25 protein-coding genes are annotated in these 26,154 nt (G+C 67.9%); 6 read left to right on the forward strand and 19 right to left on the reverse strand.

The features are described from left to right. Window positions 1–76 precede the first annotated feature (76 nt). From J8I33_RS34370 to J8I33_RS02220, 3 genes are all read right to left on the reverse strand, one after another. Complete coding sequence (locus tag J8I33_RS34370) at window positions 77–421, reverse strand: hypothetical protein (protein WP_245171304.1); 345 nt, start codon at window positions 419–421, stop codon at window positions 77–79. Between the two features lie 178 nt (window positions 422–599). Beyond that, the gene (locus tag J8I33_RS02215; protein ID WP_209932825.1) at window positions 600–1,562 is read right to left on the reverse strand and encodes a zinc-binding alcohol dehydrogenase family protein; all 963 of its coding nucleotides are present in this window, start codon (window positions 1,560–1,562) and stop codon (window positions 600–602) included. A gap of 31 nt (window positions 1,563–1,593) precedes the next feature. Then, window positions 1,594–1,845, reverse strand: a complete 252-nt coding sequence (locus tag J8I33_RS02220) for a hypothetical protein (RefSeq protein WP_050010900.1) — start codon at window positions 1,843–1,845, stop codon at window positions 1,594–1,596. Between the two features lie 95 nt (window positions 1,846–1,940). Here J8I33_RS02220 and J8I33_RS02225 point away from each other — a divergent pair, with 95 nt between their 5' ends. Further along, a complete protein-coding gene (locus J8I33_RS02225; protein WP_089489301.1) occupies window positions 1,941–2,732 on the forward strand; it encodes a helix-turn-helix transcriptional regulator in 792 nt (263 codons plus the stop codon). Window positions 2,733–2,807: 75 nt separating this feature from the next. Here J8I33_RS02225 and hpaI read toward each other — a convergent pair whose 3' ends face one another. From hpaI to J8I33_RS02260, 7 genes are read right to left on the reverse strand one after another with little or no spacing between them, the layout of a single operon-like run. Beyond that, a complete protein-coding gene (hpaI, locus tag J8I33_RS02230) occupies window positions 2,808–3,614 on the reverse strand; it encodes a 4-hydroxy-2-oxoheptanedioate aldolase (RefSeq protein WP_050010898.1) in 807 nt (268 codons plus the stop codon). A gap of 12 nt (window positions 3,615–3,626) precedes the next feature. Beyond that, window positions 3,627–4,430 carry a 2-oxo-hept-4-ene-1,7-dioate hydratase gene (gene hpaH / locus J8I33_RS02235; protein ID WP_089489299.1) on the reverse strand — a complete coding sequence of 268 codons (804 nt, stop codon included), beginning with the start codon at window positions 4,428–4,430 and terminating at the stop codon, window positions 3,627–3,629. A 20-nt stretch (window positions 4,431–4,450) separates the two neighbouring features. Beyond that, a complete protein-coding gene (locus J8I33_RS02240; RefSeq protein ID WP_209932829.1) occupies window positions 4,451–4,843 on the reverse strand; it encodes a 5-carboxymethyl-2-hydroxymuconate Delta-isomerase in 393 nt (130 codons plus the stop codon). A gap of 28 nt (window positions 4,844–4,871) precedes the next feature. Further along, window positions 4,872–5,720 carry a 3,4-dihydroxyphenylacetate 2,3-dioxygenase gene (gene hpaD / locus J8I33_RS02245; RefSeq protein WP_050010896.1) on the reverse strand — a complete coding sequence of 283 codons (849 nt, stop codon included), beginning with the start codon at window positions 5,718–5,720 and terminating at the stop codon, window positions 4,872–4,874. Between the two features lie 46 nt (window positions 5,721–5,766). Next, window positions 5,767–7,230: a 5-carboxymethyl-2-hydroxymuconate semialdehyde dehydrogenase gene (gene hpaE, locus J8I33_RS02250; protein ID WP_050010895.1), complete on the reverse strand. Its 1,464-nt coding sequence runs from the start codon at window positions 7,228–7,230 to the stop codon at window positions 5,767–5,769. A 25-nt stretch (window positions 7,231–7,255) separates the two neighbouring features. After that, on the reverse strand, window positions 7,256–8,020 hold the full coding sequence (locus tag J8I33_RS02255; RefSeq protein ID WP_050010894.1) for a fumarylacetoacetate hydrolase family protein: 765 nt from the start codon (window positions 8,018–8,020) through the stop codon (window positions 7,256–7,258). Then, complete coding sequence (locus J8I33_RS02260; protein WP_050010893.1) at window positions 8,017–8,706, reverse strand: fumarylacetoacetate hydrolase family protein; 690 nt, start codon at window positions 8,704–8,706, stop codon at window positions 8,017–8,019. Before J8I33_RS02260 ends, J8I33_RS02255 begins: the two co-directional genes overlap by 4 nt. 152 nt (window positions 8,707–8,858) lie before the next feature. Between J8I33_RS02260 and hpaR the strand changes: the two genes are divergently transcribed. After that, window positions 8,859–9,299, forward strand: coding sequence for a homoprotocatechuate degradation operon regulator HpaR (hpaR, locus tag J8I33_RS02265; protein ID WP_050010892.1), 441 nt, complete (start codon window positions 8,859–8,861; stop codon window positions 9,297–9,299). 55 nt (window positions 9,300–9,354) lie between these two features. Here hpaR and J8I33_RS02270 read toward each other — a convergent pair whose 3' ends face one another. Continuing rightward, complete coding sequence (locus tag J8I33_RS02270) at window positions 9,355–10,566, reverse strand: SDR family oxidoreductase (protein WP_124554172.1); 1,212 nt, start codon at window positions 10,564–10,566, stop codon at window positions 9,355–9,357. 650 nt (window positions 10,567–11,216) lie between these two features. On the opposite strand from J8I33_RS02270, the gene J8I33_RS02275 reads away from it, so the two are divergent. Beyond that, window positions 11,217–11,564 (forward strand): DUF3564 family protein, encoded by a 348-nt coding sequence (locus J8I33_RS02275; protein WP_050010890.1) that lies wholly within the window; start codon window positions 11,217–11,219, stop codon window positions 11,562–11,564. A gap of 414 nt (window positions 11,565–11,978) precedes the next feature. Beyond that, window positions 11,979–13,841 carry a penicillin-binding protein 2 gene (locus tag J8I33_RS02280; protein ID WP_209932832.1) on the forward strand — a complete coding sequence of 621 codons (1,863 nt, stop codon included), beginning with the start codon at window positions 11,979–11,981 and terminating at the stop codon, window positions 13,839–13,841. Between the two features lie 27 nt (window positions 13,842–13,868). On the opposite strand, the gene J8I33_RS02285 is transcribed toward J8I33_RS02280, so the two are convergent. From J8I33_RS02285 to J8I33_RS02300, 4 genes are all read right to left on the reverse strand, one after another. Continuing rightward, on the reverse strand, window positions 13,869–15,584 hold the full coding sequence (locus tag J8I33_RS02285; RefSeq protein WP_050010888.1) for a cation:proton antiporter: 1,716 nt from the start codon (window positions 15,582–15,584) through the stop codon (window positions 13,869–13,871). Between the two features lie 209 nt (window positions 15,585–15,793). Beyond that, window positions 15,794–17,221 (reverse strand): cytochrome c, encoded by a 1,428-nt coding sequence (locus tag J8I33_RS02290; RefSeq protein ID WP_209932834.1) that lies wholly within the window; start codon window positions 17,219–17,221, stop codon window positions 15,794–15,796. Continuing rightward, on the reverse strand, window positions 17,218–18,996 hold the full coding sequence (locus tag J8I33_RS02295; RefSeq protein ID WP_011547848.1) for a GMC family oxidoreductase: 1,779 nt from the start codon (window positions 18,994–18,996) through the stop codon (window positions 17,218–17,220). Before J8I33_RS02295 ends, J8I33_RS02290 begins: the two co-directional genes overlap by 4 nt. Beyond that, on the reverse strand, window positions 18,996–19,736 hold the full coding sequence (locus J8I33_RS02300) for a gluconate 2-dehydrogenase subunit 3 family protein (protein WP_209932836.1): 741 nt from the start codon (window positions 19,734–19,736) through the stop codon (window positions 18,996–18,998). The genes J8I33_RS02295 and J8I33_RS02300 overlap by 1 nt, the downstream gene beginning before the upstream one ends. A 591-nt stretch (window positions 19,737–20,327) precedes the next feature. Here J8I33_RS02300 and J8I33_RS02305 point away from each other — a divergent pair. Then, the gene (locus J8I33_RS02305; protein WP_209925349.1) at window positions 20,328–20,915 is read left to right on the forward strand and encodes an RNA 2'-phosphotransferase; all 588 of its coding nucleotides are present in this window, start codon (window positions 20,328–20,330) and stop codon (window positions 20,913–20,915) included. 19 nt (window positions 20,916–20,934) lie between these two features. Here J8I33_RS02305 and J8I33_RS02310 read toward each other — a convergent pair whose 3' ends face one another. Further along, entirely contained in the window at window positions 20,935–21,351 is a 417-nt protein-coding gene (locus J8I33_RS02310; protein WP_050010881.1) for a DUF3995 domain-containing protein, read from the reverse strand. Between the two features lie 287 nt (window positions 21,352–21,638). Here J8I33_RS02310 and ald point away from each other — a divergent pair, with 287 nt between their 5' ends. Further along, window positions 21,639–22,754 carry an alanine dehydrogenase gene (ald, locus tag J8I33_RS02315; RefSeq protein WP_124650926.1) on the forward strand — a complete coding sequence of 372 codons (1,116 nt, stop codon included), beginning with the start codon at window positions 21,639–21,641 and terminating at the stop codon, window positions 22,752–22,754. 274 nt (window positions 22,755–23,028) lie between these two features. Here ald and J8I33_RS02320 read toward each other — a convergent pair whose 3' ends face one another. The 3 genes from J8I33_RS02320 to J8I33_RS02330 all read right to left on the reverse strand — a co-directional run bounded on the left by J8I33_RS02320 (window position 23,029) and on the right by J8I33_RS02330 (window position 26,006). Beyond that, window positions 23,029–23,421, reverse strand: coding sequence for a TraR/DksA family transcriptional regulator (locus J8I33_RS02320; RefSeq protein ID WP_050010876.1), 393 nt, complete (start codon window positions 23,419–23,421; stop codon window positions 23,029–23,031). Between the two features lie 384 nt (window positions 23,422–23,805). Further along, the gene (locus tag J8I33_RS02325) at window positions 23,806–25,212 is read right to left on the reverse strand and encodes an undecaprenyl-phosphate glucose phosphotransferase (RefSeq protein ID WP_209932841.1); all 1,407 of its coding nucleotides are present in this window, start codon (window positions 25,210–25,212) and stop codon (window positions 23,806–23,808) included. An 11-nt stretch (window positions 25,213–25,223) separates the two neighbouring features. Next, window positions 25,224–26,006: a Crp/Fnr family transcriptional regulator gene (locus J8I33_RS02330; protein ID WP_050010874.1), complete on the reverse strand. Its 783-nt coding sequence runs from the start codon at window positions 26,004–26,006 to the stop codon at window positions 25,224–25,226. Window positions 26,007–26,154: the final 148 nt, after the last annotated feature.

The raw sequence follows: 26,154 nt of genomic DNA on the forward strand, positions 1-26,154 counted from the left end.
TGCGTTCCCTTGCGTTGTGGAATCCCGGACCATACAGGCCCACTCACGCCTCACAATGTTCCGCATGCGCCATTCATCAAAAATCACGGATCCGATGGAGTCGCGAACGCGAAGCATTCCGCATCACCTGACATGGATTCCACATGTATTCGTTCGTTTCTGGCGGAAAACGCATGTCTCGAAACAAGCGCCAGGCAGCCTCGCGGTGTAGGACAAGGCTCCCAAGCATCGTTGCCAACTGTGAACGGTGAGCCTGACATTCGTAGCCCATCCCGAACTCCTGCGCTTGCCGACTCAACTCGTCCATCGCACTGGCGCTCGCCTGATCGTGTTCGGTCTTGTAACGCATCGGATCGATTCGAGCAGCTTGATCAGGTGTGGACGGCACCTCACGCTCCGCCGGCAAGATCGTATCGGACATCGAGGTATGGGGCATCGCGCACTCCCAAGCGGGTTCTCAAATGCACCATCTTATTAGCAATGGCGAAATTCGATAGCCTCCCTGACAAGACCTGCGAACCTCGCTCTCAATACGCGCGGTCGCCCGTCTTCTGGCCCTTCCCCTTGGCAGACGATGGCCGTTGCACGCCCGTCGCCGTTCAGTCAGCGCGCATCGTGAATACCAATCGCACGACGCTGCTCGCATCGCCCCAATGTTCACCGACCGCCGACAGCGGCACCGTGCGCGTGTCGATCGTAAGGCCCGCCTCCCCGGCCGCGTCGAACACGTCGCGCACCGACGCCAGCAAGCGCGGCAACGACACGCTGCCGATCCCGCTGCCCATCAGTTCGATCGCGGTCGCCCGCAGCACGGCGCCGGGCACCAGCACGTCCGCGCCGCCGATCGAGCCGATCTGCACGAAACGCAGCCGCCGCCCGCCCGGTGTCGCTTTCGCGGCGGCGCCCAGCAGCGTCCGCGCGCTGGCGCCCCACAGATAATCGAGCACGACATCCACGCCCGCGCGGAAATGCGGTTCGAGCGCCCGCGCCAGAGCGGCGTCGTCCTGCTGCAGCGACACGACGGCATCCGCGCCGGCCTTCAGCAACGCCTGCAACGCGGCCGCGTTGCGGCCCGTCGCGATCACCTTCGCCGCGCCGAGATGCTTCGCGATCCGCACCGCCAGCCGCCCCGACGTGCCCGTTGCGCCATTGACGAGCACCGTCTCGCCCGCGACGAATCGCGCGCGTTCGGTCAGCGCCGCCCACGACGACATCCCCGGAATCGCGATCGCCGCGGCGGTGACATCGTCAAGCGTGTCCGGCAGCGGCACGCACTGCGTATCGGGCACGATCGTGCGTTCGGCCATCGCGCCGAACGGCGTGGGTGCACCGAAGAAGTAGACGCGCCGACCGTCGTCGAGACGCCCCACGCCGTCGACACCGACGACGAACGGATAACCGCCAACGGAGGAGTAATGCGTGCCCGCCGCGCGCCCCTGCGCGATGCGGCTCAGCGCGGACGCCGTCACGTCAATCAGGCTGTGGCCCGGCATCGCGCGCGGCGGTTCGAACTCCGTATAAACCGGACGCTGTCCGGCGCCTTCAACGACTGCTGCTTTCATGGTGGTTCCTTCAATCCTGGACGGTGGGCCCTTACCGGGCATCGAGCCACGCGCGCAGCGCGGGATCGCGTACTTCCAGTACGTCGAACAGGCCGAGCGCACGCAGTGCAGGCAACGCGTCGATCGCATCGGCCTCCGCGCGCGCCCTCTCCGCCGGCGCGGCGTTCGGATCGGTCAACACACGCGCGTTGACCAGAAACGCGCCAACGGTCCCCTTGCGGATCGTCGTTCCGCCGGCATCGATTTGGTTGGCATGGTCGGGAAGCATCTGTTCGGCTCGCATCGCGTCTTACTCCGGTTGTCATCGATGGACGCAGTGTAGGCGTGCGAAACCGGCCAATCTCCGGTATAACGGCCATTCGATACCGATATCCGGCCATGTCCGATCCGCTCCTGCCTGCCCGCTTCGTCACGTCCGACGACGGCCCGTTCGTGGTCGCCGCCGTCCTGTCGCAACGCGACCCGCGCATCACCGCGCCGCATTCGCATGCGCGCGGCCAGCTCGTCGGCGCGCTGAGTGGGCTGGTGACGATCGGCCTCGACGACCAGGAATGGGTCGTGCCGGCGATCCACGCGATCTGGATTCCGCCGCATTGCCGGCATTCGCTGCGCTCGTTCGGGCCGATTTCGGGCTGGTCGGCGTTCGTCGCCGAAGCCCGCTGCGCGACGCTGCCGGCGACGCCGCGCGCGATCCGCACGACGCCGCTGCTGCGCGAAGCCGTGCAGCGCGCCGCAAGCTGGGGCGACTCGGAACTGGATGCCGCGCAGACCCGGATCGCCGACGTGATCCTTGACGAAATCGCGGCATCGGAAGCCGAGGCGCTGGGGCTGGTCCGTCCGCGGGACCCGCGGCTCGTGAAGATCACCGATGCGCTGGCCGCGGATCTCGCGAACGACCGGCGGCTGGAGGAATGGGCCGAATGGGCCGGCATCGGCGCACGAACGATGAGCCGCCGCTTCGTCGCCGAGACGGGGCTGACGTTCGCGCAGTGGCGTCAGCAGGCGAGGCTGCTGCGAGCGCTGGAGCGCATCGCCGACGGCGTGCCGGTGACGACGATCGCGCTCGATCTCGGGTACGACAACGTGAGCGCGTTCATCGACATGTTCCGGCGTGCGCTGGGGACGACGCCGGGGAAGTATATGGAGACGGGAAGGCGAGCGGAGGAATAGATACGGCCATGCGCGTGCATGAAGCCGCACGGCGAACGGCCGGCGGTCAGCAGACAAAAAACGCCCGCCACTACGTCAATACGTGCCGTCGCCCTTCTTCACGACATCGCCGCCGTTCCCCTTGAACTGCGCGGCAAGCCGCTCCGCGCTCCGTGCCAGCAGCGTCGTATCGACGCCGACCGCGACGAACAACGCACCCGCTTCCAGATAGCGCCGCGCAGCCGCTTCATCCGCGCTCAGGATGCCCGGCGCCTTGCCGGCCGCCTTGATCGCGCGGATCGCCCCGTCGATCGCGGCCTGCACGTCCGGGTGCCCGGGGTGGCCGAGATGGCCGAGATCGGCGGCCAGATCGGCCGGGCCAATGAACACACCATCGACGCCGTCGACCCGCGCAATCGCATCGATCGCTTCCAGCCCCGCGCGTGTCTCGACCTGCACGAGCACGGCCATCTCGTCGTTCGCGCGATGCAGGTACGCGCCGACGCGATTCCACCGCGACGCGCGCGCCAGCGCGCTGCCGACGCCGCGCATCCCGTGCGGCGGGTAACGCGTCGCGGCCACCGCCGCGCGCGCTTCGTCCGCGCTCTGCACCATCGGCACGAGCAGCGTCTGCGCGCCGAGATCGAGCACCTGCTTGACGATCACCGGATCGTTCCACGGCACGCGCACGACCGGATGCGACGGATACGGCGCGATCGCCTGCAGTTGCGCGAGGATCGTCGGCACCGTGTTCGGCGCATGCTCGCCGTCGATCAGGAGCCAGTCGAAACCGGCACCCGCGACCACTTCGGCGCTGTACGGATTCGCGAGACCGAGCCACAGGCCGATCTGCGCGTCGCCGCGTGCGAGCGCGGCCTTGAAGACATTCGACGGCATCTGCATCGTTCGCTCACCTCACTCGAAGTAGCACTGGATCGTCCCGAGCGGGCCGTAGTCGACGCTGAACGTATCGCCCGAACGCGCCGCGCACGGCCGCGTAAACGATCCGCCGAGCACGATCTGCCCCGGCTCCAGCGCGACGTCGAAGCGCGACAGCCGGTTCGCGAGCCATGCGACGCCGTTCGCCGGATGGTTCAGCACGCCGGCGGCGACCCCGGTTTCCTCGACCACGCCGTTGCGCGACATGATCGCCGCGACCCAGCGCAAATCGACGTCCTGCGGGCGCACCGGCCGGCCGCCGATCACGACGCCCGCGTTCGCCGCGTTGTCGGCGATCGTGTCGAACACCTTGCGCGGCCGTTTCGTGTCGGGGTCGATCGACTGGCTGCGCGCGTCGATGATCTCGAGCGCCGGCACGACGTAATCGACCGCGTCGTACACGTCGAAGATCGTGCAGTTCGGCCCGGTGAGCCGCTTGCCGAGCACGAACGCGAGCTCGACCTCGACGCGCGGCACGATGAAGCGGCCGGTCGGGATCGTGCCGCCGTCTTCGAAGAACATGTCGTCGAGCAGCGCGCCGTAGTCGGGTTCGTCGATCTGCGACGTGTTCTGCATGGCCTTCGACGTCAGGCCGATCTTGTGCCCCTTCAGCGTACGGCCTTCCGCGAGCTTGAGGGTCACCCACGCGCGCTGGATCGCATACGCGTCGTCGATCGTGATGTCGGGATGGTCGAGCGAGATCTGGCGGATCTGCGTGCGCGCACGCTCGGCGTCGTGCAGACGGTGCGCGAGCTGGTCGATGATGGCGGGTTCGAGCATGATCGGATCGGGAATGGGGTTCAGCCGGCCCGCTTGTAGCGGGCGTGGATGTTGTTGTGCTTGTACGAGCCGCTTTCGCTGAACTCGGTCAGTTCCATCGACAGCGCGAGATAGCGTTTCGCGTACAACTCGGCGAAATGGGCCTTGATCGCGTCGAACAGCGCATCGCACGCGGCTTGCTTCGTTTCGTCGCTGCGGCCCGCGCCGATCTTCAGCGTCACGTGGACGAACGCGTCGTCCTCCGTGCCGTCGGCGACGCAGTAGTCGTGCAGCTCGATCGCGCGCGAGCGGATGCCGCCGGTCGGGAACACGCCGCCCCGCGCGATCAGCGTCGCGTTGATCGTGCGCAGCAGCGCGGGAATGCGCGCGTCGTCGCGAATGTTCGCGGTGTATTCGACGACGATGTGTGGCATGGCAACGCTCCTGATAGGTATGCGGCGCTCAGGCGAGCGGGAAGATCGCGTTGATCTGCCCGGTGCCCGAGCTCGCGAAATAGTCGGTGACGATCTCGACGGGCTGGTCGTAACGATCCCAGCCGAGCAGCCCGAGCAGCATCGCCGTGTCGTGCATCCCGCCTTCGCCGTGGCAATGCACGTTGTACTCGGGCAGCATCGCGCAGAAGGTCTTGAAATCGCCCTGCTTCCACAGCTCGACCACGCGCAGGTCGACCTGCCGGAAGAATTCGCGGCTGATCTGGTGGATCGATTCCTCGGGGCTGCCGTTGTCGTTGAAACGGTGCGACAGCGACCCGCTCGCGAGGAACGCGACGTTCGAATCGCTCTTCTCGATCGCCTCGAGCAGCGCCTCGCCGAAGCGCCGGCTTTCGTCGAGCGTGTGCCACATGCACCAGCCCGCGATCGACACGACCTTGAAGTGCTGGTCGCCGTTCATGTAGCGCATCGGCACGAGCGTGCCGTATTCGAGCTCGAGGCTGTCGATCTCGTGCGCACGCGTCGCGACGCCGCGCTCGGTGGCCGTTTCCGCGATCAGCCGGCCGAGCGCCGGGTTGCCCGGATACGCGTACTGCATGTCGCGGATGAAATGCGGCAGCTCGTTGCTCGTATAGGTGCCCGCGAACCGCGCATTGCAGTTCACGTGATAGCCCGCGTTGACGAGCCAGTGCACGTCCGACACGACGATCGTGTCGACGCCGAGCGCGCGGCAGCGCTCGCCGATCAGCCGGTGACCGCGGATCGCCGCTTCACGGCAGCCGTGATGCTTGCCGGGCAATTCCGACAGGTACATCGACGGCACGTGCGTGATCTTCGCGGCGAGGGACAGTTTGCCCATCGTTAACTCTCCGTATGGTTCTTTGCGGCGAATCGCTACGCGCCCGTTACACACCCCAGCGCGGGACGTGATGCGAACCCATCGAGATGCACACGTTCTTGATCTCCGCGAACACCTCGAAACTGTACTCGCCGCCCTCGCGCCCGGTGCCCGATTCCTTCACGCCGCCGAACGGCTGGCGCAGGTCGCGCACGTTCTGGCTGTTCACGAACACCATCCCGGCCTCGATGCCGCGCGCGAGCCGATGCACCTTGCCGACGTCCTGCGTCCAGATGTACGACGCGAGGCCGTACGCCGTATCGTTCGCGAGCCGCAGCCCTTCGTCTTCGTCGTCGAACGGGATGATGCACGCGACCGGCCCGAAGATCTCTTCCTGCGCGATGCGCATCCGGTTGTCGACGTCGGCGAACACGGTCGGCCGCACGAAGTTGCCGTTGCGCAGATGATCGGGCAGCCCGGCCGGCTTGTCCGCGCCGCCCGCGACCACGCGCGCGCCTTCCTGCTCGCCGATGCGGATATAGCCCGTCACCTTTTCCCAGTGCTGGCGCGTGATCATCGCGCCGAGATTCGTGCCCGGATCGGCCGGATCGCCGACCACCAGGTTGTTCGCGCGGCGCGCGAATTCCTGCACGAAGCGGTCGTAGATCGTGCGCTGCACGAAGATCCGCGAGCCCGCGGTGCAACGTTCGCCGTTGATCGAGAAGATCGTGAATAGCGACGCGTCGAGCGCGCGGTCGAAATCGGCGTCGTCGAAGATCAGCACCGGCGACTTGCCGCCGAGCTCCATCGAATACTTCTTGAGGCCCGCGCGCTCCATGATCCGCTTGCCGGTGACCGTGCCGCCGGTAAACGACACCGCTCGCACGTCCGGATGCCGCACGAGCGCGTCGCCGGCCGTCGCGCCGTAACCCTGCACGACGTTCAGCACACCGGGCGGAATGCCGGCTTCGAGCGCGAGCCGGCCGAGCTGGTCGGCCGTCAGCGGCGACAGCTCCGACATCTTCAGCACGGCCGTGTTGCCGAGCGCGAGACACGGCGCCGTTTTCCACGTGGCCGTCATGAACGGCACGTTCCACGGCGACACCAGCGCACACACGCCGACCGGCTGGTACAGCGTGTAGTTCAGCATCTGGTCGTCGACCGGATAGGTGCGGCCGTTCATCTGCACGCACACTTCCGCGAAGAAGTTGAAGTTCTCGGACGCGCGCGGAATCAGCTGCTTGCTCGTCTGCGCAATCGGCAGCCCGGTGTCCTGCGTCTCCAGCGCCGCGAGCATCGGCACGTTCTTCTCGATCAGCTCGCCGAGCTTGCGCATCAGCTTCGCGCGCGCCTTCGCCGGCGTGTTCGCCCATTTCGGGAACGCATCTTTCGCCGCGCGCACGGCCGCGTCGACCTCGGCCTCGCCGCCCGATGCGACGTCGGTGATGACGTCGCCCGTCGCCGGGTTCAGCGTCGTGAAAGTGTCGCGGCTCTCCACTTCGCGGCCGCCGATCCAGTGCTTGATGGTCATGTGCTCTCCTTCCTTGGCGACGGCCTCAGCCGGCGCGATAGTAGTCCGCTTCGCCGACGATCGTGTTCACGAGCCGGCCGATTCCTTCGATTTCGGTCACGACCTCGTCGCCCGGCTGCGTGTCCGCCAGCCCCTCGGGCGTGCCGGTCAGGATCAGGTCGCCCGGCGAGAGCGTCATGAAGCTGCTGATGTGCTCGATCAGCGCCGGCACGTCGAACACCATGTCGCGCGTGCTGCCGCGTTGCGTCTCGCGGCCGTTCACGGTCGTGCGCAGCGTCAGGTCGGCAGCGTCGCCGATCTCGTCGCGGCTGACGAACCACGGCCCGAGCGGCGTGCAGGTGTCGCGGTTCTTCACGCGCAGGTTCGGGCGGTAGTAGTTTTCGAGGTAATCGCGGATCGCGTAGTCGTTCGCGACCGTATAGCCGGCCACGTAGTCGATCGCCTGCGCGCGGCTCACGTGGCGCGCCGGGCGGCCAATCACGACGGCCAGTTCGCACTCGTAGTGCATGTGCGTGGCGTCCGCCGGGCGCACGGTCAGCGACCGGTGACCGACGAACGTGTTCGGCCCCTTCAGGAAGATCAGCGGCTCGCTCGGCGCGTTGAACGCGAGTTCCTTCGCATGGTCGGCGTAGTTCAGGCCGAGCGCGAACGTCGTGCGCGGCGCGACGGGCGGCAGCCACACCACGGCATCCTCCGCCACCACGCGCCCCGTATCGATGCGGATCGCGCCGTCGCCGGCCGGTTCGGCCGCATGCAGTGCGCCGTTGTAGATCACGCGCGCCGTCTTCATCGTGCTTCCTCCGCCATCAGCGTATGCCGCAGCGTGCCGATGCCGGCCGCGGCGATCTCGATCGTACTGCCCGCGCGGGCATGCGGTGCGCCGCCCGCGACGCCGAGCAGCAGCACGTCGCCCGCGTCGAACGACATGAAGGCCGTCACGTCGGCGATCAGCTCGCGCACCGGGCGAATCAGCGTCGCGGTCGACGCGGACGCAGCCACCTTGCCGTCGATCCGCACCGTCAGCCCGATCGCGTCGACATCGGCGAGCGCGGCGGCCGGCACGATCGCCGGGCCGAGCGGGCAGAAGCCGTCACGGCACTTGAAGCGCACGGCCGGACGGTAGTAATCGGGGTGCGGCACCGATACGTCGCTCGCGAGCGTGAAGCCGTGCACGTAGTCGAGCGCCCGCGCGGCCGCGACGCGCGTCGCGCGCCGCGCGAACACGACGGCCACCGACGCACCGATTTCCAGCGCGTCGACGCCGGCCGGCACGACGACGGCGGCGCCATCGGCCGCATGCGTGTTGGCCGATTTGATGTACAGGACCGGCGCCTGCGGCGGACGGCCGTAAGGCGGTGCGTTCACGGCGTCGCCGAGTGCGGCGAGCGCCCCGCGCTCGTTGAGCAGCGCGCCGTAGACGGTACCGATGGCGACCGGCAACGGCGGCGCCGCGGCGGTCGTGCAAGACAGCTCCATGCGTCATTCCCCTGCCGCGCGTCGCGGCGCATCATCAATAGTTAATATCTTAAGTAAACAATCGGGCGCTGACAACCTCGATTACCCTGATACGCGAAATTCATCAGCTTCGGCTGTTAAGATTGATGCGTCCCCGTCCTCTGCTCACCCCGATGAACCGTACGCTCGACCATCGCAACCTGGCCATGCTGCTGCTCGAGGCCCGCGAAACGCTGATGGGCCTGTTTCGCCCCATTCTCAAGGAATTCTCGCTGACCGAACAGCAATGGCGGATCATCCGCGTGCTTGACGGCGAACCGGCGCAGGCGCTCGAAGCCGGGCAGATCGCGAAACGCTGCTGCATCCTGAGCCCGAGCCTGACCGGCGTGCTGGAACGGATGGAGCGCGACGGCCTGATCACGCGCACGCGCGCGCAGGAGGATCAGCGCCGGCTGCTGGTCAGCCTGACGCCGCAAAGCAGGAAACTGGTGACGGAAATCGGTCCGCGCATCGACGAGCAATATCGTCAGCTCGAAGCGCGATTCGGCGAGGACGGCCTCGACGACATCTACCGCGCGCTCGACCGGCTCATCGAGCTCGGCAACCAGGCATGAAGACGGCGCCCGCGCCCGCCATGGGCGGGAACGGGCGCCGGGGCGATGCGACCGGTTAGTGGATCGCGCCGCGCATCAGCTCGGTCACCGCCACGCCGCGCGACGTGCGCATGCACTCCTCGACGTAATCGATGAACGGCAGCGGCTCGAAATCGATTTCGTCGCGCACGCGGCGATTGTCGAACACGCGATCGACCGTCGCGAATTCGCCGCAGCGCTGCAGCGCCCGGCCGATCACGCGCTCGAGCGCCGGATCGGGCCGCCCGAGCACGTCGCGCACGACGAGCGGCAGTTCGGCCGGCGCGCATGCCGCGTAGCGCGGCGCGCCGGTCATCCCCGCCGCCTCGTCCATCGCGCGCACGATCTGCGCGACCTGCGGCGCCTCGTCGCCGGCCGACACATGATAGACGTCGTGCGCGAGCGTCGGCTTGACGGCCAGCAGCATCGTCGCGCGCGCCACGTCGTCCACCGACACGATGTCGATGCGCGTCATCGGCCGCGCGGTGAAGCGACGCGCCGCATGCGCGAGCCGGAACATCCAGAACGAATTCGGCGCGGGCCGCGTACCGAGCACCGTATGGCCGACCACGTGCGACGGCCGCACGACGACGAGCGGCAGTCCGAGCGCGCGCAGGCGCTGCTCCGTCTCCGCCTTCGCGTGCAGATAGTCGGCCGCGAGCACCGCGCCCGGCAGGCCGTCGCCGGCCCGCGGCACGACGTCGTTCCCCGCGCGCTCCGCCTCTTCCTGCACGATCCCGCCGCGGCCCGCATGCGCGTAAGCGGTGCCGACGTACACGAAGCGTTGCAGGCGCGGCGCGCGCGCAAAGCGCTCGGCGAAGCGCACCGCATCGGCGATGTCGGCCCGCAGGTGCGCGCCGTCGGCCGGCGACGCATGGCCCGCGCAATGAATCACGTGCGTCGCGCCGGCCAGGCGCGACGCATCGGCGCCGTGCCACACATCGCCGAGCGCGCCGACGATCACGTTCGCGTCGGTCAGGCGCGACGCCCAGTACGGCGTGAGCCCCGCGCGCAACGCGGCTTCACGCAGCCGCGCGACCGCATGGCCGCGGTCCTGCGCGCGCACGACGCAGACGATGCGTTCGAGCAGCCCTGCATTGACGAGCGCCGTCAGCACGGTACTGCCGATGAAGCCGGTGGCGCCGGTCAGCACCAGCCGTCCGACGTTCGCCGCCGCGACCGGTGCGCTGGCCGGCGACACGAGGCTCGTCCGCCAGTTGAGCGACAACGCGGTTTTCCAGATCAGCACGATAGTCTCCTTCGAAGAATCGGCCGGGACGGCGCGGCGCCCGCGGTTGCGGGCGCCGCTCGGCTCGCCGGCCGGGCCGGGGCCGACGCGGGCCCCGGCGGCTCCCGATCGGGCGTGCGGCCTGCGATCGCGTCGATCGCGCTCTGGCACGAGGCGGCGGCAGCCGGCGCGGACGGGCGTCCGCGGCACAGGATCGGGGAAGTTCCCAGTGTGGGGCCCGACCGCATGCAAGTCTGTCCCGAAAGTTTCGTGAAAGTGTGCCGATTTGTACGCGATTGTCGGAGTGTGTCGTGCCGGTCGGCTGATTAAAACGACGAAACGTTCGGTCGGCTGCATTCGACCGGTGCCGAAACGCGCCGATCGACCCGGTCGCGATGGCAGCCGGTGCGCGACAGATCGACGCGGCCGGCGGCCCCGTCATCCCATGTCTGGACCGCGGCGCGTGCCCGACCGGCCACGGCTATCGCCGGTATCGCGCGCCTGTGCTGACGCGTCGGGAATGACCATGAATCGTCAGACGTCCTTTCATCTGGAATCGAAATGGGCTCAATATAAATTTATTGCGGATTATCACTTGCGTTTCACACCAGTCTATCTAGACTGTTCAAGTTCAAACGGTCGAATGTGTCTTTTTTTAAGGAGACGATGCAATGCGCCTCACCATTCGGATTAATGGCAGCGAATCGGCAACCCGGCATTCCTTCGCAGTCTTGTGGGTCGATACCGACGAGGGTCTGTGGTCGCGCGAGGCACATCAGGGCATCGACCTTCCGACCTGGGGCAAGGTCCGCGACATCGAGGGCGCGATGGCGCTCTGTGCAGCCGACAGCGGCAATGCCGTCTGTCAACTGAAGGGGCTGTCGTTCGATGCGATGCGCCGCGAACAGGGCCCCGCGGTGCTCGCCGGCGATCATCCCGACGGCGCATGGCGCCTGCAGGCGGTCGATACCTGCACGACCCAGCCGGAATACCGGGAATTTATTTCCGTTGCCCGCTAGGTATTATTGACATGAATCGTCTGCGGTTTTCGGGTTTATTCCGGCAGTAGTGATATTCATTTCGATATTCAGCATGAATGGCGCCTCCGTTCGAGGCGCTTTTTATTTTCGAGATTAGAGAAATAATCGTCGCGCGGGCAATTGATCGCGCGTCGGAACGGTCGCGATCGCGCGATGGCGGAGACCGCGTGTCCGGCTCCGCTCGCGACGGATCGCCCGTGTTTCATCCTCCGCAGCCGCCGCGGCATCCTGCGTCGCCCCCTTTGCTGCGCTTTCCTCCCTTTTCCAGACGGCCTACCCTTCGTCTTTTTGCGGGGCCGGACCATACTTTCCTCACACGGTGTTTACTCATTTATTACAATCGCATTATTCAGACTGACCCACCGCCGCACGGCGGCCCGACCCGGCCATTGCATGAGCGTGAAAAAGAAGACCCACCCCGCCGATCCGTACGCGGCGGCGACCAAGAATCCGATGCTCGCCGCGCGCCTGCCGATGTGGCGCTCGCGGCTGATCGTGGTCGTCGTGTTCCTCGCGTTCGCCGCGCTGATCGCGCGCGCGTTCTGGGTGCAGGTCGCGAACCAGGATTTCTACGTCGGCCAGGGCCAGAAGCGCTATCAGCGCACGATCGAGCTCGACGCGATGCGCGGACGCATCGTCGACCGCAACGGCGCGATGCTCGCGGTCAGCCTGTCGACCTATGAAATCTGGGCGAACCCGAAACAGGTCGCCGACACCGATTACCCGCAAATCGCGAAGCTGCTCGACCTGCCGCTCGCCGAGGTGAAGCGGCGTCTCGGCAACGACAAGACGTTCGTGCTGCTCAAGCGGCAGGTCGACGCGGACACCGCCAGCCGGCTCGACAAGCTCGCGATCGACGGCATCACGCAAATCGCCGACTCGAAACGCTTCTACCCGGAAGGCGAATCGGCCGCGCACGTGGTCGGCTTCACGAACGTCGAGGACAAGGGCCAGGAAGGCGTCGAGCTCGCGGCGAATGCGCGCCTGCAGGGCACGTCCGGCCAGCGCGAGGTGATCCGCGACCGGCTCGGCCGCATCGTGTCGGACACGCGCCCGCTCGTCCCCGCGCAGCACGGCGCGACGATCGAACTGACGATCGACCGCCGCATCCAGCAACTCGCGTTCAGCCAGCTCAAGGCGGCCGTGATCGAGAACAATGCGCTGGCCGGCAGCGTCGTCGTGCTCGACGCGCAGAACGGCGAGATCCTCGCGCTCGCGAACTATCCGACCTTCGACCCGAACGACCGCGCCCGCCTCACCGGCCAGCAATTGCGCAACCGCGCGGTGATCGACACGTTCGAACCGGGCTCGACGATCAAGCCGCTCGTCGTCGCGCTGTCGATCGACGAGCGCAAGGTCACGCCGAACACGATCATCAACACGTCGCCGGGCACCTACAAGATCGGCCCGGCCGTGATCCACGACACGTCGAACCACGGGTCGCTGACGGTGTCGCAAGCGCTGCAGAAATCGAGCAACGTCGCGCTCGCGAAACTGGCGCTCAACCTGCCCGCCGAAACGATCTGGAACAAATACCAGGAGTACGGGATCGGCCGCGCGCCGGAACTGACGTTCCCGGGCGTTGCGTCGGGCCGGCTGCGCGGCTACAAGCGCTGGCGGCCGATCGAGCAGGCGACGATGGCGTACGGCTACGGGTTGTCGATGTCGCTGCTGCAGATCGCGCAGACCTACACGGCCTATGCGGGCGACGGCACGCTGCACCCGGTGTCGCTGCTGAAGAACGGCACCGACCAGCAGACGATCGACGCGCACCGCGGCCATCGCGTGACGTCGCCGCAAACGGCCGCCGCGATTCGCTCGATGCTCGAGATGGCGGTCGGCGAAGGCGGCACGGGGCGCCGCGCGCGCGTCGACGGCTACCGGATCGGCGGCAAGACCGGGACCGCGCGCAAGCAGGTCGGCGCGAGCTACGCGAAGGGCAAGTACCGCGCGCTGTTCGCGGGGATGGCGCCGATGAGCAACCCGCGCCTGATCGTCGCGGTGATGATCGACGAGCCGCGCGGCAAGGGGTACTACGGCGGCACGGTGGCGGGCCCGGTGTTCGCGTCGGTCACGAGCGGCTCGTTGCAGTTGCTCGGCGTGCCGCCCGATGCGCCGGTCGAACCGGAAAAGAATGCACCGGCGCAGGCCGCCGCGCCGCAGAAAACGGTCGCGGCGCCGAAACCGGCGGCATCGTTGAAGACGGCCGCGCAATCCGGTACTCCCGCGCCCTCGAAGGCCGCTACCGCCGGCTGACGATGCCAGGCGCGATGCCGCGCGCCGTCAATGCGCGGCCGCAACCGGCTTCGCCATCCGGCCGAGCACGTGCTCGGTCATCCCGCGCGCGAGTTCGGTCTCGCCCATGAACACGGTGCCGATGCCCTCGCTCGACAGCAGCGCGGCCTCGTCGCCGCTGTTCGTGCACAGCACGACCTCGAGCGTCGGGTTGAGCGTGCGCGAGATCTCGACGATCTGCCGCACGTCGAACACGTCGGGCAGCGTGACGACCAGCATCCCGGCGCGCGCGATATGCGCCTGCACGAGCACGATCGGCTCGATCGCGTCGCCCGACACGGCCGCGGTGCCGTCCGCGCGCAGCTTCTCGACGAGCTCGCGATTCTGCTCGACGACGACATAGGCGATCCCGCGCTCGTCCAGCGCATGCGCGATCCGCGTGCCGACCTTGCCGTAGCCGACGATCACGACCTGCCCGGTCAGATGCGTCTGCGGCGTCGACATCGGCAGCGCGGCGAGCGGATCGTCGCGCGCCTCGAGCTTGCGCGCGAACGCCGAATGCTTGCGAATCCATGCGAGCGCCGGATCGATCATCGCGAACAGCAGCGTGTTCATCGCGATCGAGATCAGCGCGACCGCGAGAATCAGGCTCTGCCCCTCGGCCGACAGCAGCCCGAGCGCACGGCCGAGCCCCGCGAGGATGAACGAGAATTCGCCGATTTGCGCGAGACCCGCGCCGACCGTCAGCGCGGTGTTCAGCGGATAGCGGAACGCGATCACGAGCGCGACCGCCGCGAGCGTCTTGCCGACCAGCACGATCGCCGCGACCTCGATCACGTGCAGCGGCTCTTCGATCAGCACCTTCGGGTCGAACAGCATGCCGACCGAGATGAAGAACAGCACCGAGAACGCGTCGCGCAACGGCAGCGTCTCGTCGGCCGCGCGCCGGCTGAACTCCGACTCGCGCATCATCATCCCCGCGAAGAACGCGCCGAGCGCGAACGACACGTCGAACAGCTTCGCCGCGCCGAACGCGATGCCGACCGCCGCGGCAATCATGCAAAGCGTGAACAATTCGCGCGAACCCGTGCGCGCGACGAGCCACAGAATGCGCGGGAACACGCGCTTGCCGACCACCAGCATCAGCGCGATGAACGCGGCGACCTTCAGCATCGTGACGCCGAGCGTGCCCCACACGCTGCCGCCGGCCGCATGCGCGTCGCCGGGCGGCGTGCCGCCGAGCAGCCCCGCCACCGGCGGCAGCAGCACCAGCACGAGCACCATCACGAGATCCTCGACGACCAGCCAACCCACCGCGATGCGCCCGTTGACCGTCTCGACGAGCCCGCGCCCTTCGAGCGCGCGCAGCAGCACGACGGTACTCGCGACCGACAGCGCGAGCCCGAACACGAGCGCCGCACCGAGGCTCCAGCCCCAAGTGAGCGCGAGCCCGCCGCCGAGCAGCGTCGCGACGGTGATCTGGACGATCGCCCCCGGCAGCGCGATCTTGCGCACCGCGAGGAGATCGCCGAGCGAGAAATGCAGGCCGACGCCGAACATCAGCAGCATCACGCCGACTTCGGCGAGCTGCTGCGCGAGCGACAGATCGCCGACGAAACCGGGCGTGCCGGGGCCGATCACGATCCCGGCGAGCAGATAGCCGACGAGCGGCGGCATTTTCAGCAGCGACGCGAGGTAACCGAAGATCATCGCGAGACCGAAACCGGCCGCGAGCAACGCAATCAGGCTAACGTCATGAGGCATCCCCCCTCCCAAGCTCTTGTAACTATTTAGTAAGGTTCAAGAGTGAAAGGATAAGGGATGAGGCGGAAGAATGGCGCGCAGCCGCGAAAATTTCACGCCGCTGCGCGCGGTGCGGGGTACAACCCCGGCGAAGGGAAAGGCGTCGCGCGGACCCGCCGCGCGTGGGCGCCACCCCAGCAGCAGGCGGGGCTCGCGCCCCGCCGCTCCGGTCAGCGCGACGCTTGCGGGAACCGCGCGCCCGGCGGCGGCTCGGGCCGCGTCGACGGCACGCTCTTGCGCACCTTCGCGACCTGCGCGGCCGTCACCGGCGCGCCCGTGTTGCCCCAGCTCGTGCGCACGAAGTTCGACACGTCCGCGACTTCCTGGTCCGACAGCCGCCAGCCGAACGGCGGCATCGTGAAGGTCGACGGCGCGGTGCGCGTGCCCTGCAGCGCGCTGCCTTCCAGCACGACGTGGATCAGCGACGTCGGGTCGTCGCCCTGCACGACCGGGTTGCCGGCGAGCGCCGGGAAAACGCGCGTGTAGCCGTGGCCGTCGCTGCGGTGGCAAGCCATGCAGTTGTCGCGATAGACGGCCGCGCCCGGCTTGCTCGCGTCGCCGGTCTGGAGCGCCTTCGCCGCGGCCGCGTCGTACACGTGCGGCCGCTCGCCCTGCACGCGCGGCGGCAACGTCTTCAGGTAGCGCGCGATCGCGTTCAGGTCGTCGTCGGTCATGTGCTGCATGCTGTGGCCGACCACGTCCGTCATCCCGCCGAACGCGGCCGTGCGCAGCGTGCGGCCAGTCTTCAGGAACTGCACGATCTCGGTTTCGTTCCACGTGCCGAGGCCGGTGCGCGGCTCGCCGCGCAGGCTCGTCGGCACCCAGCCGTCGATCGCCGCGCCGCCGGCCAGGAAGTCGAGGCCATCGGCGTCGGTCAGCCCGCGCTCCTGCATCGTTGGCGCGCGCGGCGTGTGGCACGCGCCGCAGTGGCCGAGCCCCTGCACCAGATATGCGCCGCGCGCGACGACCGGGTCGGGGTACGACGCCGCGTCGAACGGCTTCGGCGACGGCGCGAACAGCTTGCGCCAGATGCCGAGCGGCCAGCGCATCGACAGCGGCCACACGATGTCGACCTTGCGGTTCTCGTGCTCGACCGGCGCGACGCCGTGCATGAAGTACGCATACAGCGCCTTCATGTCGTCGTCGGTCAGCCGCGCGTACGACGGGAACGGCATCGCCGGATACATCGTGTCGCCGTTCTTGCGCACGCCTTCGCGCACCGCACGCGTGAAGTCCTCGTAGGTCCAGCCGCCGAGGCCCGTCTTCGCGTCCGGCGTGATGTTCGTCGAGTAGATCGCGCCGATCGGCGTGTCGAATTTCAGCCCGCCCGCGAACGGCTTGCCGCCGCTCGCGGTGTGGCAGGCGATGCAGTCGCCTGCGCGCGCAAGATATTCGCCGCGCTTGACGAGGGCCGCGTCGGCCGACTGGGCGGCAGGTGCGGCCGCCGGGCCCGAAGCCGCGGTCGGCGCGGACGCCGGCTGTGCGAACGCGGTTCCACCCGCGAGGCCAAATGCCGCCCATGCCGAGCCGATCGCCAGCGCGCGCCGCAGCGGAGAAACGCAGCGCGCGGCGTTGTGGTGGTTCATCGTCCTCTTCATACGGTCACCAGCGGGGCGGGATTTTTCAGGTATTGCTCGCGAATCGCGCGGGCCGACCAGTAGGCCAGCGCCGCGATGATCCCGGTCGGGTTGTAGCCGATGCCCTGCGGCAGCGCCGATGCGCCCATCACGAACACGTTGTGCACGTCCCAGCACTGCAGGTAGCGGTTCAGCACGCTCGTCTTCGGGTCGGTGCCCATGATCGCGCCGCCGACGAGGTGGGTCGTCTGGTACTGGCGCGAGTCGAAGTGCTTGCCGAACTCGCGCGTCGACACGCCGATCGCCTTCGGCCCCATCGCTTCCGCGATCTTCTTCATCTGGCCGGTCACGTACTGCGCCATCTTGATGTCGTTGTCCTTCCAGTCGAACGTCATCCGCAACAGCGGCTGGCCGTACGAATCGCGATAGGTCGGATCGAGGTCGAGATACACGTCGCGGTACGACATGTTGGTGCCGTGCGCATCCATCGAGATCGTGTGCGCGTAGTTGTCCTTGACGGCCTTCTTCCACGCCGAGCCCCACTGCGGCGTGCCGGGCGGCGTCGCGATGCCGCTGATCGGCTTCACGCCGGCCTGGTTCACCCACAGCGGCGAGCCGCCGACGAAACCGAGCGGGCCGTGGTCGAAGTTGTCCGCGTTGAAGTCGTCCACCGCGACGCCGTTGCCGCCCGCGCCGATAAACGGATTCGTGTAGGTATCCTTGTCGAAGAACGCCTTGATCGTCGACAGGTTCTGGTAGGCGAAATTGCGGCCGACCACGCCTTCGCCCGAGATCGGGTCGTACGGCTTGCCGATGCCCGACAGCAGCAGCAAGTGCACGTTGTGATACTGGAACGCGGCCACGATCACGAGATCGGCCGGCTGGTGCACCTCGCGCCCGGCCGGATCGACGTAGGTCACGCCGGTCGCCCGCTTCTTCGTGTCGTCGAGGTCGACGCGCAGCACATGGCACTTCGAGCGCAGCTCGAAGTTCGGCGCCTGCTTCAGCGCGGGCAGGATGTTCAGGTTCGGCGACGCCTTCGAATACATGTAGCACGCGTAGCCGCTGCAGTAGCCGCAGAAGTTGCACGGGCCCATCTGCACGCCGTACGGGTTCGTGTACGGGCCCGACGTGTTCGCCGACGGCAGCCGGTACGGATGCAGCCCGAGCGAGTGCGCGGCATCGAAGAAGCGCTGCGCCGAATACGTATTGAGCTGCGCGGGCAGCGGGAAATTGTCGCTGCGGTTCGCCTCGAACACGTTGCCGTCGCCGACCACCTTGCCGCCGACCTTGTACGCCTGCCCCGACGTGCCGAACACCTTCTCGGCGAAATCGAAATGCGGCTCGAGCTCGTCGTACGTGACGCCCGTATCCTGGATCGTCATCCCTTCGGGGATGAACTTCTTGCCGTAGCGCTCTTCATAGTGGCTGCGCAGGCGCAGCTCTTCCGGCGTGATCCGGAAGTGCACGCCCGACCAGTGCAGCCCCGCACCGCCGACGCCTTCGCCCGGCAGGAACGCGGCGAGCTGCCGGTACGGCAGCGCGGTGTCCTGCAGGCCGTGGCGGATCGACACGGTCGTCTTCGACAGGTCGAGGAACAGCTTCTTGCGGATGTTGTAGGTCAGCTCGTCGATCGTGTTCGGATACGCGCCGTCCGGGTAGGTGTCGCGATATTCGCCGCGCTCGAGCGCGACGACGTTCAGGCCCGCTTCGGTCAGTTCCTTCGCGAGTATCGCGCCGGTCCAGCCGAAACCGACGATTACCGCATCGACATGCGGCTTCTTGTCTGCGGCCATCAGCTGCGCTCCCCGTTGATCGAGACGGGGCCGTACGGATAGGGCTTGCCGCTCTGGTTGACGAAATCCATGAAGTCCGCGCGCGCGCCCGGGAAACCGATCATCTTCCACGCGGCCATGTCGCGATTGCCGCCATGCACCGGATCGCAGAAGTAGCCTTCGCGCGTGTTCTGCAGCAACTGGCCGAGGAACAGGCCGGGCGGGACGTCGTCGATCTGCGCGCCGCCCTTCTCCAGCGCGCCGAGCACGGCGTCGCGCGTCGGCGCGTCGAGATCCGCGAACGCCTTGCCGTGCGCTTTTTCGCAATAGCGGTTGACCGCCGCGATGCCGAGCCGGTAGATGTCGCGCGGCACCAGCTTCAACTGGTAGCCGAGCTCCGGCACGCCCTGCTGGAACGGCCCCTGCATGTACCACGTCGCGCCGTGCGCATACGGCGTCTCCATCTGGCGATCGATGAATTCGGGCACGCCCGCTTCGAGCGCGCCGGGGCCTTCGGCGTCGGCCGGAATCAGCCGGTCGACCGCGGCCTGGACGAACGCCCATTCCTTCGCATCGAAAAAGGTCGGCCTGTACGGCGCGCGGTCGGCGCCGGCCGACGCAGCGGACGCGTTGCCGGCCGTCGTCGCGGACGGCGACGACGAGCGCAGGTCGCAGCCGGCGACCGACGCGATCGGCACGAGCGCGACCGATGTGCGCAGGAAACGGCGACGCGAATTGGGTTTGTCAGGTGGCGTGGACATGGTCGGATGTTGATCGTTGGGGATCGGGGTTCGGACGCGCGCATTCCGCATGCCGCGTGCCCGGCAGGCAGCCGTGCCGCAGGCGGCCGGTTGCCCTGTTCTTTCGTGTGTTGCGCACAACCTCGATGCTGGCGGCCGGCCGCGATTCGCGGGGACGCCCTCGTTGCGGCCGCGCGGCGCCGCGGATGCCGGCGGCGCGCTGCGCGGATCGACCTCTTCGCGGGCCTATCGTCGGACAAATACCGGCATCGACCTGCATCTGTCCGTCATCGCCCATGACCCTTGTTCAACTTAGACGTCGCGTCTGCCCACGGCAAGCGCAACGCGCACGACCTCTTTCGGGTCCGGCGACGAGTGCGGGCGAATTATAGCTGGAACCGGTTCCATTGCCAGGGGGTTCAATGCAATTCAGTGCATCGAAATTAGCAACAATGGGAAATTCGGAAGCCGGAATGTGCAAGGATGGCGAGATAGCGGACAGCTTCCCGGCCGGGCGGACGATCAGCTGCGGCGCGCGCATGTCGCTTTCCGGCGACGTCCGGACAGATGACGGTATCGAGTTGCAGCGCGCTCTGGTAGCCTCCGCAACTCATGAATACCGAGAAAAACAAACAGCCGGCGCCCGATGCGACCGGCATCAGCAAATATCTGAGCTACCTGCTGCGCCACGAGCCGCAGGCCATCGGCCTCCAACTGGACGCCGAAGGCTGGGCCGACATCGACGAACTGATCGCCGGCGCCGCCCGTCACGGACGCCAGCTCGATCGCGCGACGATCGAAAGCGTGTGCGCAACCAGCGACAAGCAGCGCTTCGCGCTGTCGGATGACGGTCAACGCATCCGCGCGGTACAGGGCCATTCGACGGCCGCCGTGCAGCGCCAATATCCGGCCGCGCAACCGCCCGAGCGCCTCTATCACGGCACGGCGACGCGCTTCCTCGATTCGATTCGCGCGCAAGGGCTGAAACCCGGCGCCCGTCATCACGTACACCTGTCGGCAGACGTCCGCACGGCGCTGGCCGTCGGTGCGCGCTACGGCGTGCCCGCGATCCTCGAAGTCGATGCGCGGCGCATGCATCGGCAAGGCCATACGTTCTTCGTCGCCGAAAACGGCGTCTGGCTGACCGATGCCGTGCCGGCCGAATACGTAGCGTTGATCGACGATACGCGCACGGAGTGAGCCGTGCGCCGGCCGCCACTCACCACGGCCAGAACATCGACGCGATCGACAACGCCAGCGCCGCGCACAGCGGCGAGTAATACAGCGTGTCCATCCGCGCGAAACGCGACCCGCGAATCCGCTTGAAGAAGCCGACGTAGCGGAAATCGCCGACGGCCCGCACCGCGAAGATCAATGCGAGCGCAACGACCGCGAACGCGATCGTGCAGGGATACGCGTTGCGCCCGAGCCAGCCGGCACGCGCGGCGACCACGCCTGCGCCGCCCAGCAGTGCCGCCGCGACGGCAAGCGTGCCGACGGCAGTCGGCCGCAACAGCGGTACGCCGTCCTGCTCCGGAATGGCCGCACGCTTGCCCAGCCGGCCGCCGAACGCCCAGTAGACGTGCACGAGCGCGATGGCGCAAAGCGTCGGCACGCTGAAATACGCACCTGTCATGTCGATCGATGTCCTCGTCCCGTTGTGTTGCCGAAAGGATTCGGCACGCGGCCCCGGCCCGCGCCACGCACGACGATACCGAAACCCGGCCGCGCGCGCATTGCGACGTCCGGTCGCAACCGGTCGCCGCGCATGCTGCGCTGCAGTGCGGATGCGTCGTCGCGCGAGCCGGCTGCTTGACTTCCCTCCGCGCACCACTACGCTGTTATTCCAGTACTGCGATCGGCACGCCGCTGTGCAACCGGCTGCCCGCACGACGACGATAACGAAGGCCATGGAGGCGACTCATGCTGATCGGTGTGCCGAAAGAGATCAAGAACCACGAATACCGCGTCGGCCTCACGCCGGCCGGCGCGCGCGAACTCACGCGGCACGGCCATCGCGTGCTCGTGCAGCGCGGCGCGGGCACGGCGATCGGCCTGCTCGACGACGACTACACGGCCGCGGGCGCATTGCTCAGCGACGGCGCGGACGAAGTCTTCGCGCGCGCCGACATGATCATCAAGGTCAAGGAGCCGCAGCCGGCCGAATGCGCGATGCTGCGGCGCGGCCAGATCCTCTACACGTATCTGCATCTCGCGCCCGATCCCGATCAGGCCGCCGCGCTCGTGAAATCCGGCGCGGTCTGCATCGCCTACGAAACCGTGACGGGCCCCGGCGGCGGCCTGCCGTTGCTCGCACCGATGAGCGAAGTCGCGGGGCGCATGTCGATCCAGGTCGCGGCGACCCACCTGGAAAGCCCGCGCGGCGGCCGCGGCGTGCTGATGGCCGGCGTGCCGGGCGTGCCGGCCGCGCACGTCGTCGTGCTCGGCGCGGGTGTGGTGGGCACCGGCGCGCTGCAGATGGCGGTGGGCCTGGGTGCGCGCGTCACCGTGCTCGACACCAACGTGAACCGGCTGCGCCAGCTCGATCTCGTGTTCGCCAACCGGATCGCGACCGTCTGCTCGAATGCGCATACGGTCGACGAAGCCGTGCGCGATGCCGACGTCGTGATCGGCGCCGTGCTCGTGCCGGGCGCATCGGCGCCGCGGCTCGTCACGCGCGACATGATCGCGACGATGCGCAAGGGGGCGGTCGTCGTCGACGTCGCGATCGACCAGGGCGGATGCTTCGAGACTTCGCATGCGACCACGCATGCTGCGCCGACCTTCGTCGTCGACGGGGTGGTCCACTACTGTGTCGCGAACATGCCCGGCGCGGTCGCGCGCACGTCGACCTTTGCGCTGAACAATGCAACGCTCGGCCATGCGCTCGCGCTCGCCGACAAGGGCTGGAAACAGGCGATGCTCGACGATCCGCATCTGCGCGCGGGCCTGAACGTGTGCGACGGCCATATCACGTACGAAGCGGTCGCGCAGGCGCTCGGGCTGCCCTACGTCCCGGCGACCGGCGTACTCGGATGACCTTGCCGGCATGAGTCGAACGCGTGGCGGCCGGGCGCGACGCGTTCACGCACCCTTCGACCGGCTCCGCTGCGTGCCGCTGCCGCCGGTGCTGCCCGCACCGTCCATCGTGCGCGCCAGCGCGGCTGCGGTTGCGCGAGCGTGCGCGTGTTCAGCACGTCATGCCGCGTCAGCCAGCCGCGCCCGATCGACGGAATCTTCCCGGGATTGTCGCCGTTCGCGATCATCGTCCGGATGTCGCGGCCATGGTCGGCGAGCGTACGCACGCACGACGTCAGAGCGATGCGCGCGGGGTCGTCGCGTAGCGCCGCTCGTAGAGCGACTGGCAATGCGTGCAGCGTTCGGCGGTCGGGCGCGCCAGCAGGCGCTCGTAGCCGACCGAGCCGTCGCAGTCGATGCATTCGCCGTAACTGCCGTCGCGCATCCGCTGCTGCGCGCGGCCAACCGCGCGCAGCTCGGTCAGCTTCATGCCGATCAACGCATGGTCGACGTCGACGAAGAGGTCCGCGTTCGCCTCGTCGCCCTCGTCCGGCGCCGCGCCGGCAAGCTCCGCATAGGATTCCGACGCGCGCTGGTCTTCGCTCGCGCGGATCTCCGCACGCAGCGCCTGCTCGCTCTCGTTCAGCCGCTGCTTCAGCGTCTGCCGTTGTCGTGGGTCGAGCGACATGGCCGTCTCTCCTGTTCCGGGTTCCGCGCGAAACAAGAGCGGCGCGCGGTATCGCACCGGTGCGCGGCGCGCAGGCATGACCTGCGCGGTCGCATCCGGATGGGCGGCCGGACGCGAAACGCCGGACGCATTCGACGCAGGATAAACCCATTGAACACGCGTGTGTTGACCGGAATCAGCGTGCCGTTCACGCAGCGGCAGCGGTGCGGAAACTGGGGACGGACGCGCAATCCCCGCCTGGCGGCGCGGGCGGCGCAGCCCGTCGGCACACCCGCAGCGCAGCAATTTCCCGTGCGGTCGCCGCGGTTCTTTCCGCGCCCGCGGACCGGCATCGCGCGGTCGATACGATCGCTCGCGCAGCGCCGCTGCAATCATTCGGGATCCTCAGAACGCGTTGCGCCCGATGAAGCCGCGCACCACCGTCAGCAGGATGATCTTGATGTCGAACCAGAAGCTCCAGTTCTGCATGTAGAACAGATCGAACTTCACGCGCGCCGCCATCGCCTCGACCTTGCGCGTTTCGCCGCGATAGCCGTTCACCTGCGCCCATCCGGTAATGCCGGGCCGTACGCGGTAGCGGTACATGTAGCAGTCGATCAGTTGCCGATACAAGTCGTCGTGTTCGATCGCGTGCGGACGCGGGCCGACCACCGACATCTGCCCGAACAGCACGTTGAAGAACTGCGGCAACTCGTCGAGCGACGTGCGCCGCAGGAACGCGCCGACGCGCGTGATGCGCGAATCGTTGCGCGACGCCTGCCGCACGACGCCCGGCTGCACGCGATGCACGCGCATCGTCCGGAACTTCAGGATGTCGAACTCGCGGCCGTCGACGCCCTTGCGGCGCTGCCTGAACAGCACGGGCCCCGGCGACGACAGCTTGACCGCGATCGCGAGCATCGTCAGCAGCGGCAGCAACGGAATCAGCACGCCGAACGCGAACAGCCGGTCGAACGCGAACTTGGCCCACAGCTCAGGCGCGGAGCGCGGCGTGGTCGCGAGATTGATCGCAGGCATGCCGAGCACGTCGGTCGCGGAACGATCGACGACCGCCATCTGCCGCACGTCGGGCAACAGCCGCAACTCGACGAACTCGTCGCGCAACTCGCGCACGATCCGCTGGATCCGCCACTCGTGCGACATCGGCAGCGTGAGCCATACCTCGTCGATGTCGCCGCCGCGAATCCGCTCGCGCAACGCGTTCCAGTCGTCGATCACCGGTACGCCGCCGATGCCGCCCGCGGCGGCCGGCGCATCGTCGTCGAACACGCACGCGGCCGCGAACGGGCCGTTCGGCGCGAGCTGCATCCGCTCGATCGCCACACGCCCGTAAGCCGTCGCGCCGACGATGGCGACGCGGCGCTGCCGCGCACGCGGGTCGCCACGCGTCAGCGCGAACGCCAGCAGCGCCGCGCGGCCGAGCAGCAGCGCCGCGTCGCCGGCCAGCACCGTGTGCGCGATCCAGCGGGTCGTCACGGTGCCGCCGCGATTCATGATCCACATCGTGCCGGCCACCGTCAGCACGCTCGCGCACACCACGGCCACCAGCGTGTGTGTCAAAACGTGCGCACCGCCCCGCACCGCCACGCCGCCCCGCACGGTGCGCAGGTAGCGCGGCAGCAGCGCCACCGTCAGCACGCACAGCAGTGCGATCGCGCCGCGCTGCGCGTCGGACAGCGCATGCCAACCGAGCCCCGACGCCGCCTGCGCGGCGAGCGCCCCGGCCAGCACGAGCACGACGTCGGCCGCCGCGATCGCGGCACGCCGGATCGCATTCGTTCCACCGGACATCGACTGCATCGTCACGCACCATGCGCGGGGAATCCGCGGTACGCGTCCGGCATGCGCGGGCGAATCGTCGCCGGCCTCGCATGCTCGCGCGTGCCGAGCAACCGCCGATAGTCGGCGCGAATCAGGCTGTAGCATTCGCACGCGTGATGTTCGAGGCCGTCGCGGTCGAGCACCGTGATGCGGCCGCGGCGTTGTCGGATCAGCCCGGCTTCCTGCAGGTTCCCGGCCGCTTCCGTCACGCCTTCGCGCCGCACGCCGAGCATGTTCGCGATCGTCTGCTGCGTGACGGCCAGCTCGTCGCCGTCGATCCGGTCGTGCGCGAGCAGCAGCCAGCGGCTGAGCTGCTCGCTGACCGAGTGATGCCGGTTGCACAGCGCGCTGCGCGAGATCTGCGCCATCGTCGCCTGGCAGATGTTGAGCAACAGCCGGTAGGTCTGCGCCGACCGCTCGAATTCGGCGCGCATCACGCAACTCGGCACGCGATAGGCCATTCCGCCGATGCGCACTTCGACCCGGCTCGACGCGGCGATACCGCCGACCAGCGTCCCCAGCCCGACCACACCCTCGCGGCCGACCACCGCCACCTCGACCATCGCACCGTCCTCCATCAGGTGCTGCACCGACATCATCGCCGTCGTCGGAAAATGCAGATGACGCATCGGCTCGCCGACCCGGTCGAGCATCCCGGCCTTGATCCTGACCAGTTCGAGATGCGGGGCGATGGCGCGGATGCTGTCCTCCGGGAGGGCAGCAAGAATGGCGTTCGCCGAATAGCTCGAGTGAAGATGAAGCATGTCTGTATCCCTTTTATCGTCCGCGCCGCCAGCGGCAGGCACGGAACTCGTTATCGCGATGCGCGCCCGGACGTTGACAGCGGTTGCGGCCCACAACCCTGAATCCGACTGATCATCGGCTTGTCAACGCCGAATTGAGTCGACTGCC

The organism is Burkholderia sp. AcTa6-5 (genome assembly GCF_017815075.1).
Lineage (GTDB): Bacteria > Pseudomonadota > Gammaproteobacteria > Burkholderiales > Burkholderiaceae > Burkholderia > Burkholderia sola.

Coding starts and splice junctions, on each gene's coding strand:
- J8I33_RS02280 (WP_209932832.1), top strand. CDS start 11,979: ATGAGCGTGAAAAAGAAGACCCACCCCGCCGATCCGTACGCGGCGGCG.
- J8I33_RS02290 (WP_209932834.1), bottom strand. CDS start 17,221: ATGAAGAGGACGATGAACCACCACAACGCCGCGCGCTGCGTTTCTCCG.
- J8I33_RS02330 (WP_050010874.1), bottom strand. CDS start 26,006: ATGCTTCATCTTCACTCGAGCTATTCGGCGAACGCCATTCTTGCTGCC.
- J8I33_RS02305 (WP_209925349.1), top strand. CDS start 20,328: ATGAATACCGAGAAAAACAAACAGCCGGCGCCCGATGCGACCGGCATC.
- J8I33_RS02295 (WP_011547848.1), bottom strand. CDS start 18,996: ATGGCCGCAGACAAGAAGCCGCATGTCGATGCGGTAATCGTCGGTTTC.
- hpaR (WP_050010892.1), top strand. CDS start 8,859: ATGAACCGTACGCTCGACCATCGCAACCTGGCCATGCTGCTGCTCGAG.
- J8I33_RS02225 (WP_089489301.1), top strand. CDS start 1,941: ATGTCCGATCCGCTCCTGCCTGCCCGCTTCGTCACGTCCGACGACGGC.
- J8I33_RS02310 (WP_050010881.1), bottom strand. CDS start 21,351: ATGACAGGTGCGTATTTCAGCGTGCCGACGCTTTGCGCCATCGCGCTC.
- hpaE (WP_050010895.1), bottom strand. CDS start 7,230: ATGACCATCAAGCACTGGATCGGCGGCCGCGAAGTGGAGAGCCGCGAC.
- ald (WP_124650926.1), top strand. CDS start 21,639: ATGCTGATCGGTGTGCCGAAAGAGATCAAGAACCACGAATACCGCGTC.
- J8I33_RS02275 (WP_050010890.1), top strand. CDS start 11,217: ATGCGCCTCACCATTCGGATTAATGGCAGCGAATCGGCAACCCGGCAT.
- hpaH (WP_089489299.1), bottom strand. CDS start 4,430: ATGCTCGAACCCGCCATCATCGACCAGCTCGCGCACCGTCTGCACGAC.
- J8I33_RS34370 (WP_245171304.1), bottom strand. CDS start 421: ATGTCCGATACGATCTTGCCGGCGGAGCGTGAGGTGCCGTCCACACCT.
- hpaD (WP_050010896.1), bottom strand. CDS start 5,720: ATGGGCAAACTGTCCCTCGCCGCGAAGATCACGCACGTGCCGTCGATG.
- J8I33_RS02215 (WP_209932825.1), bottom strand. CDS start 1,562: ATGAAAGCAGCAGTCGTTGAAGGCGCCGGACAGCGTCCGGTTTATACG.
- J8I33_RS02240 (WP_209932829.1), bottom strand. CDS start 4,843: ATGCCACACATCGTCGTCGAATACACCGCGAACATTCGCGACGACGCG.
- J8I33_RS02220 (WP_050010900.1), bottom strand. CDS start 1,845: ATGCGAGCCGAACAGATGCTTCCCGACCATGCCAACCAAATCGATGCC.
- J8I33_RS02255 (WP_050010894.1), bottom strand. CDS start 8,020: ATGAAGACGGCGCGCGTGATCTACAACGGCGCACTGCATGCGGCCGAA.
- J8I33_RS02320 (WP_050010876.1), bottom strand. CDS start 23,421: ATGTCGCTCGACCCACGACAACGGCAGACGCTGAAGCAGCGGCTGAAC.
- J8I33_RS02260 (WP_050010893.1), bottom strand. CDS start 8,706: ATGGAGCTGTCTTGCACGACCGCCGCGGCGCCGCCGTTGCCGGTCGCC.
- hpaI (WP_050010898.1), bottom strand. CDS start 3,614: ATGCAGATGCCGTCGAATGTCTTCAAGGCCGCGCTCGCACGCGGCGAC.
- J8I33_RS02300 (WP_209932836.1), bottom strand. CDS start 19,736: ATGTCCACGCCACCTGACAAACCCAATTCGCGTCGCCGTTTCCTGCGC.
- J8I33_RS02285 (WP_050010888.1), bottom strand. CDS start 15,584: ATGCCTCATGACGTTAGCCTGATTGCGTTGCTCGCGGCCGGTTTCGGT.
- J8I33_RS02325 (WP_209932841.1), bottom strand. CDS start 25,212: ATGTCCGGTGGAACGAATGCGATCCGGCGTGCCGCGATCGCGGCGGCC.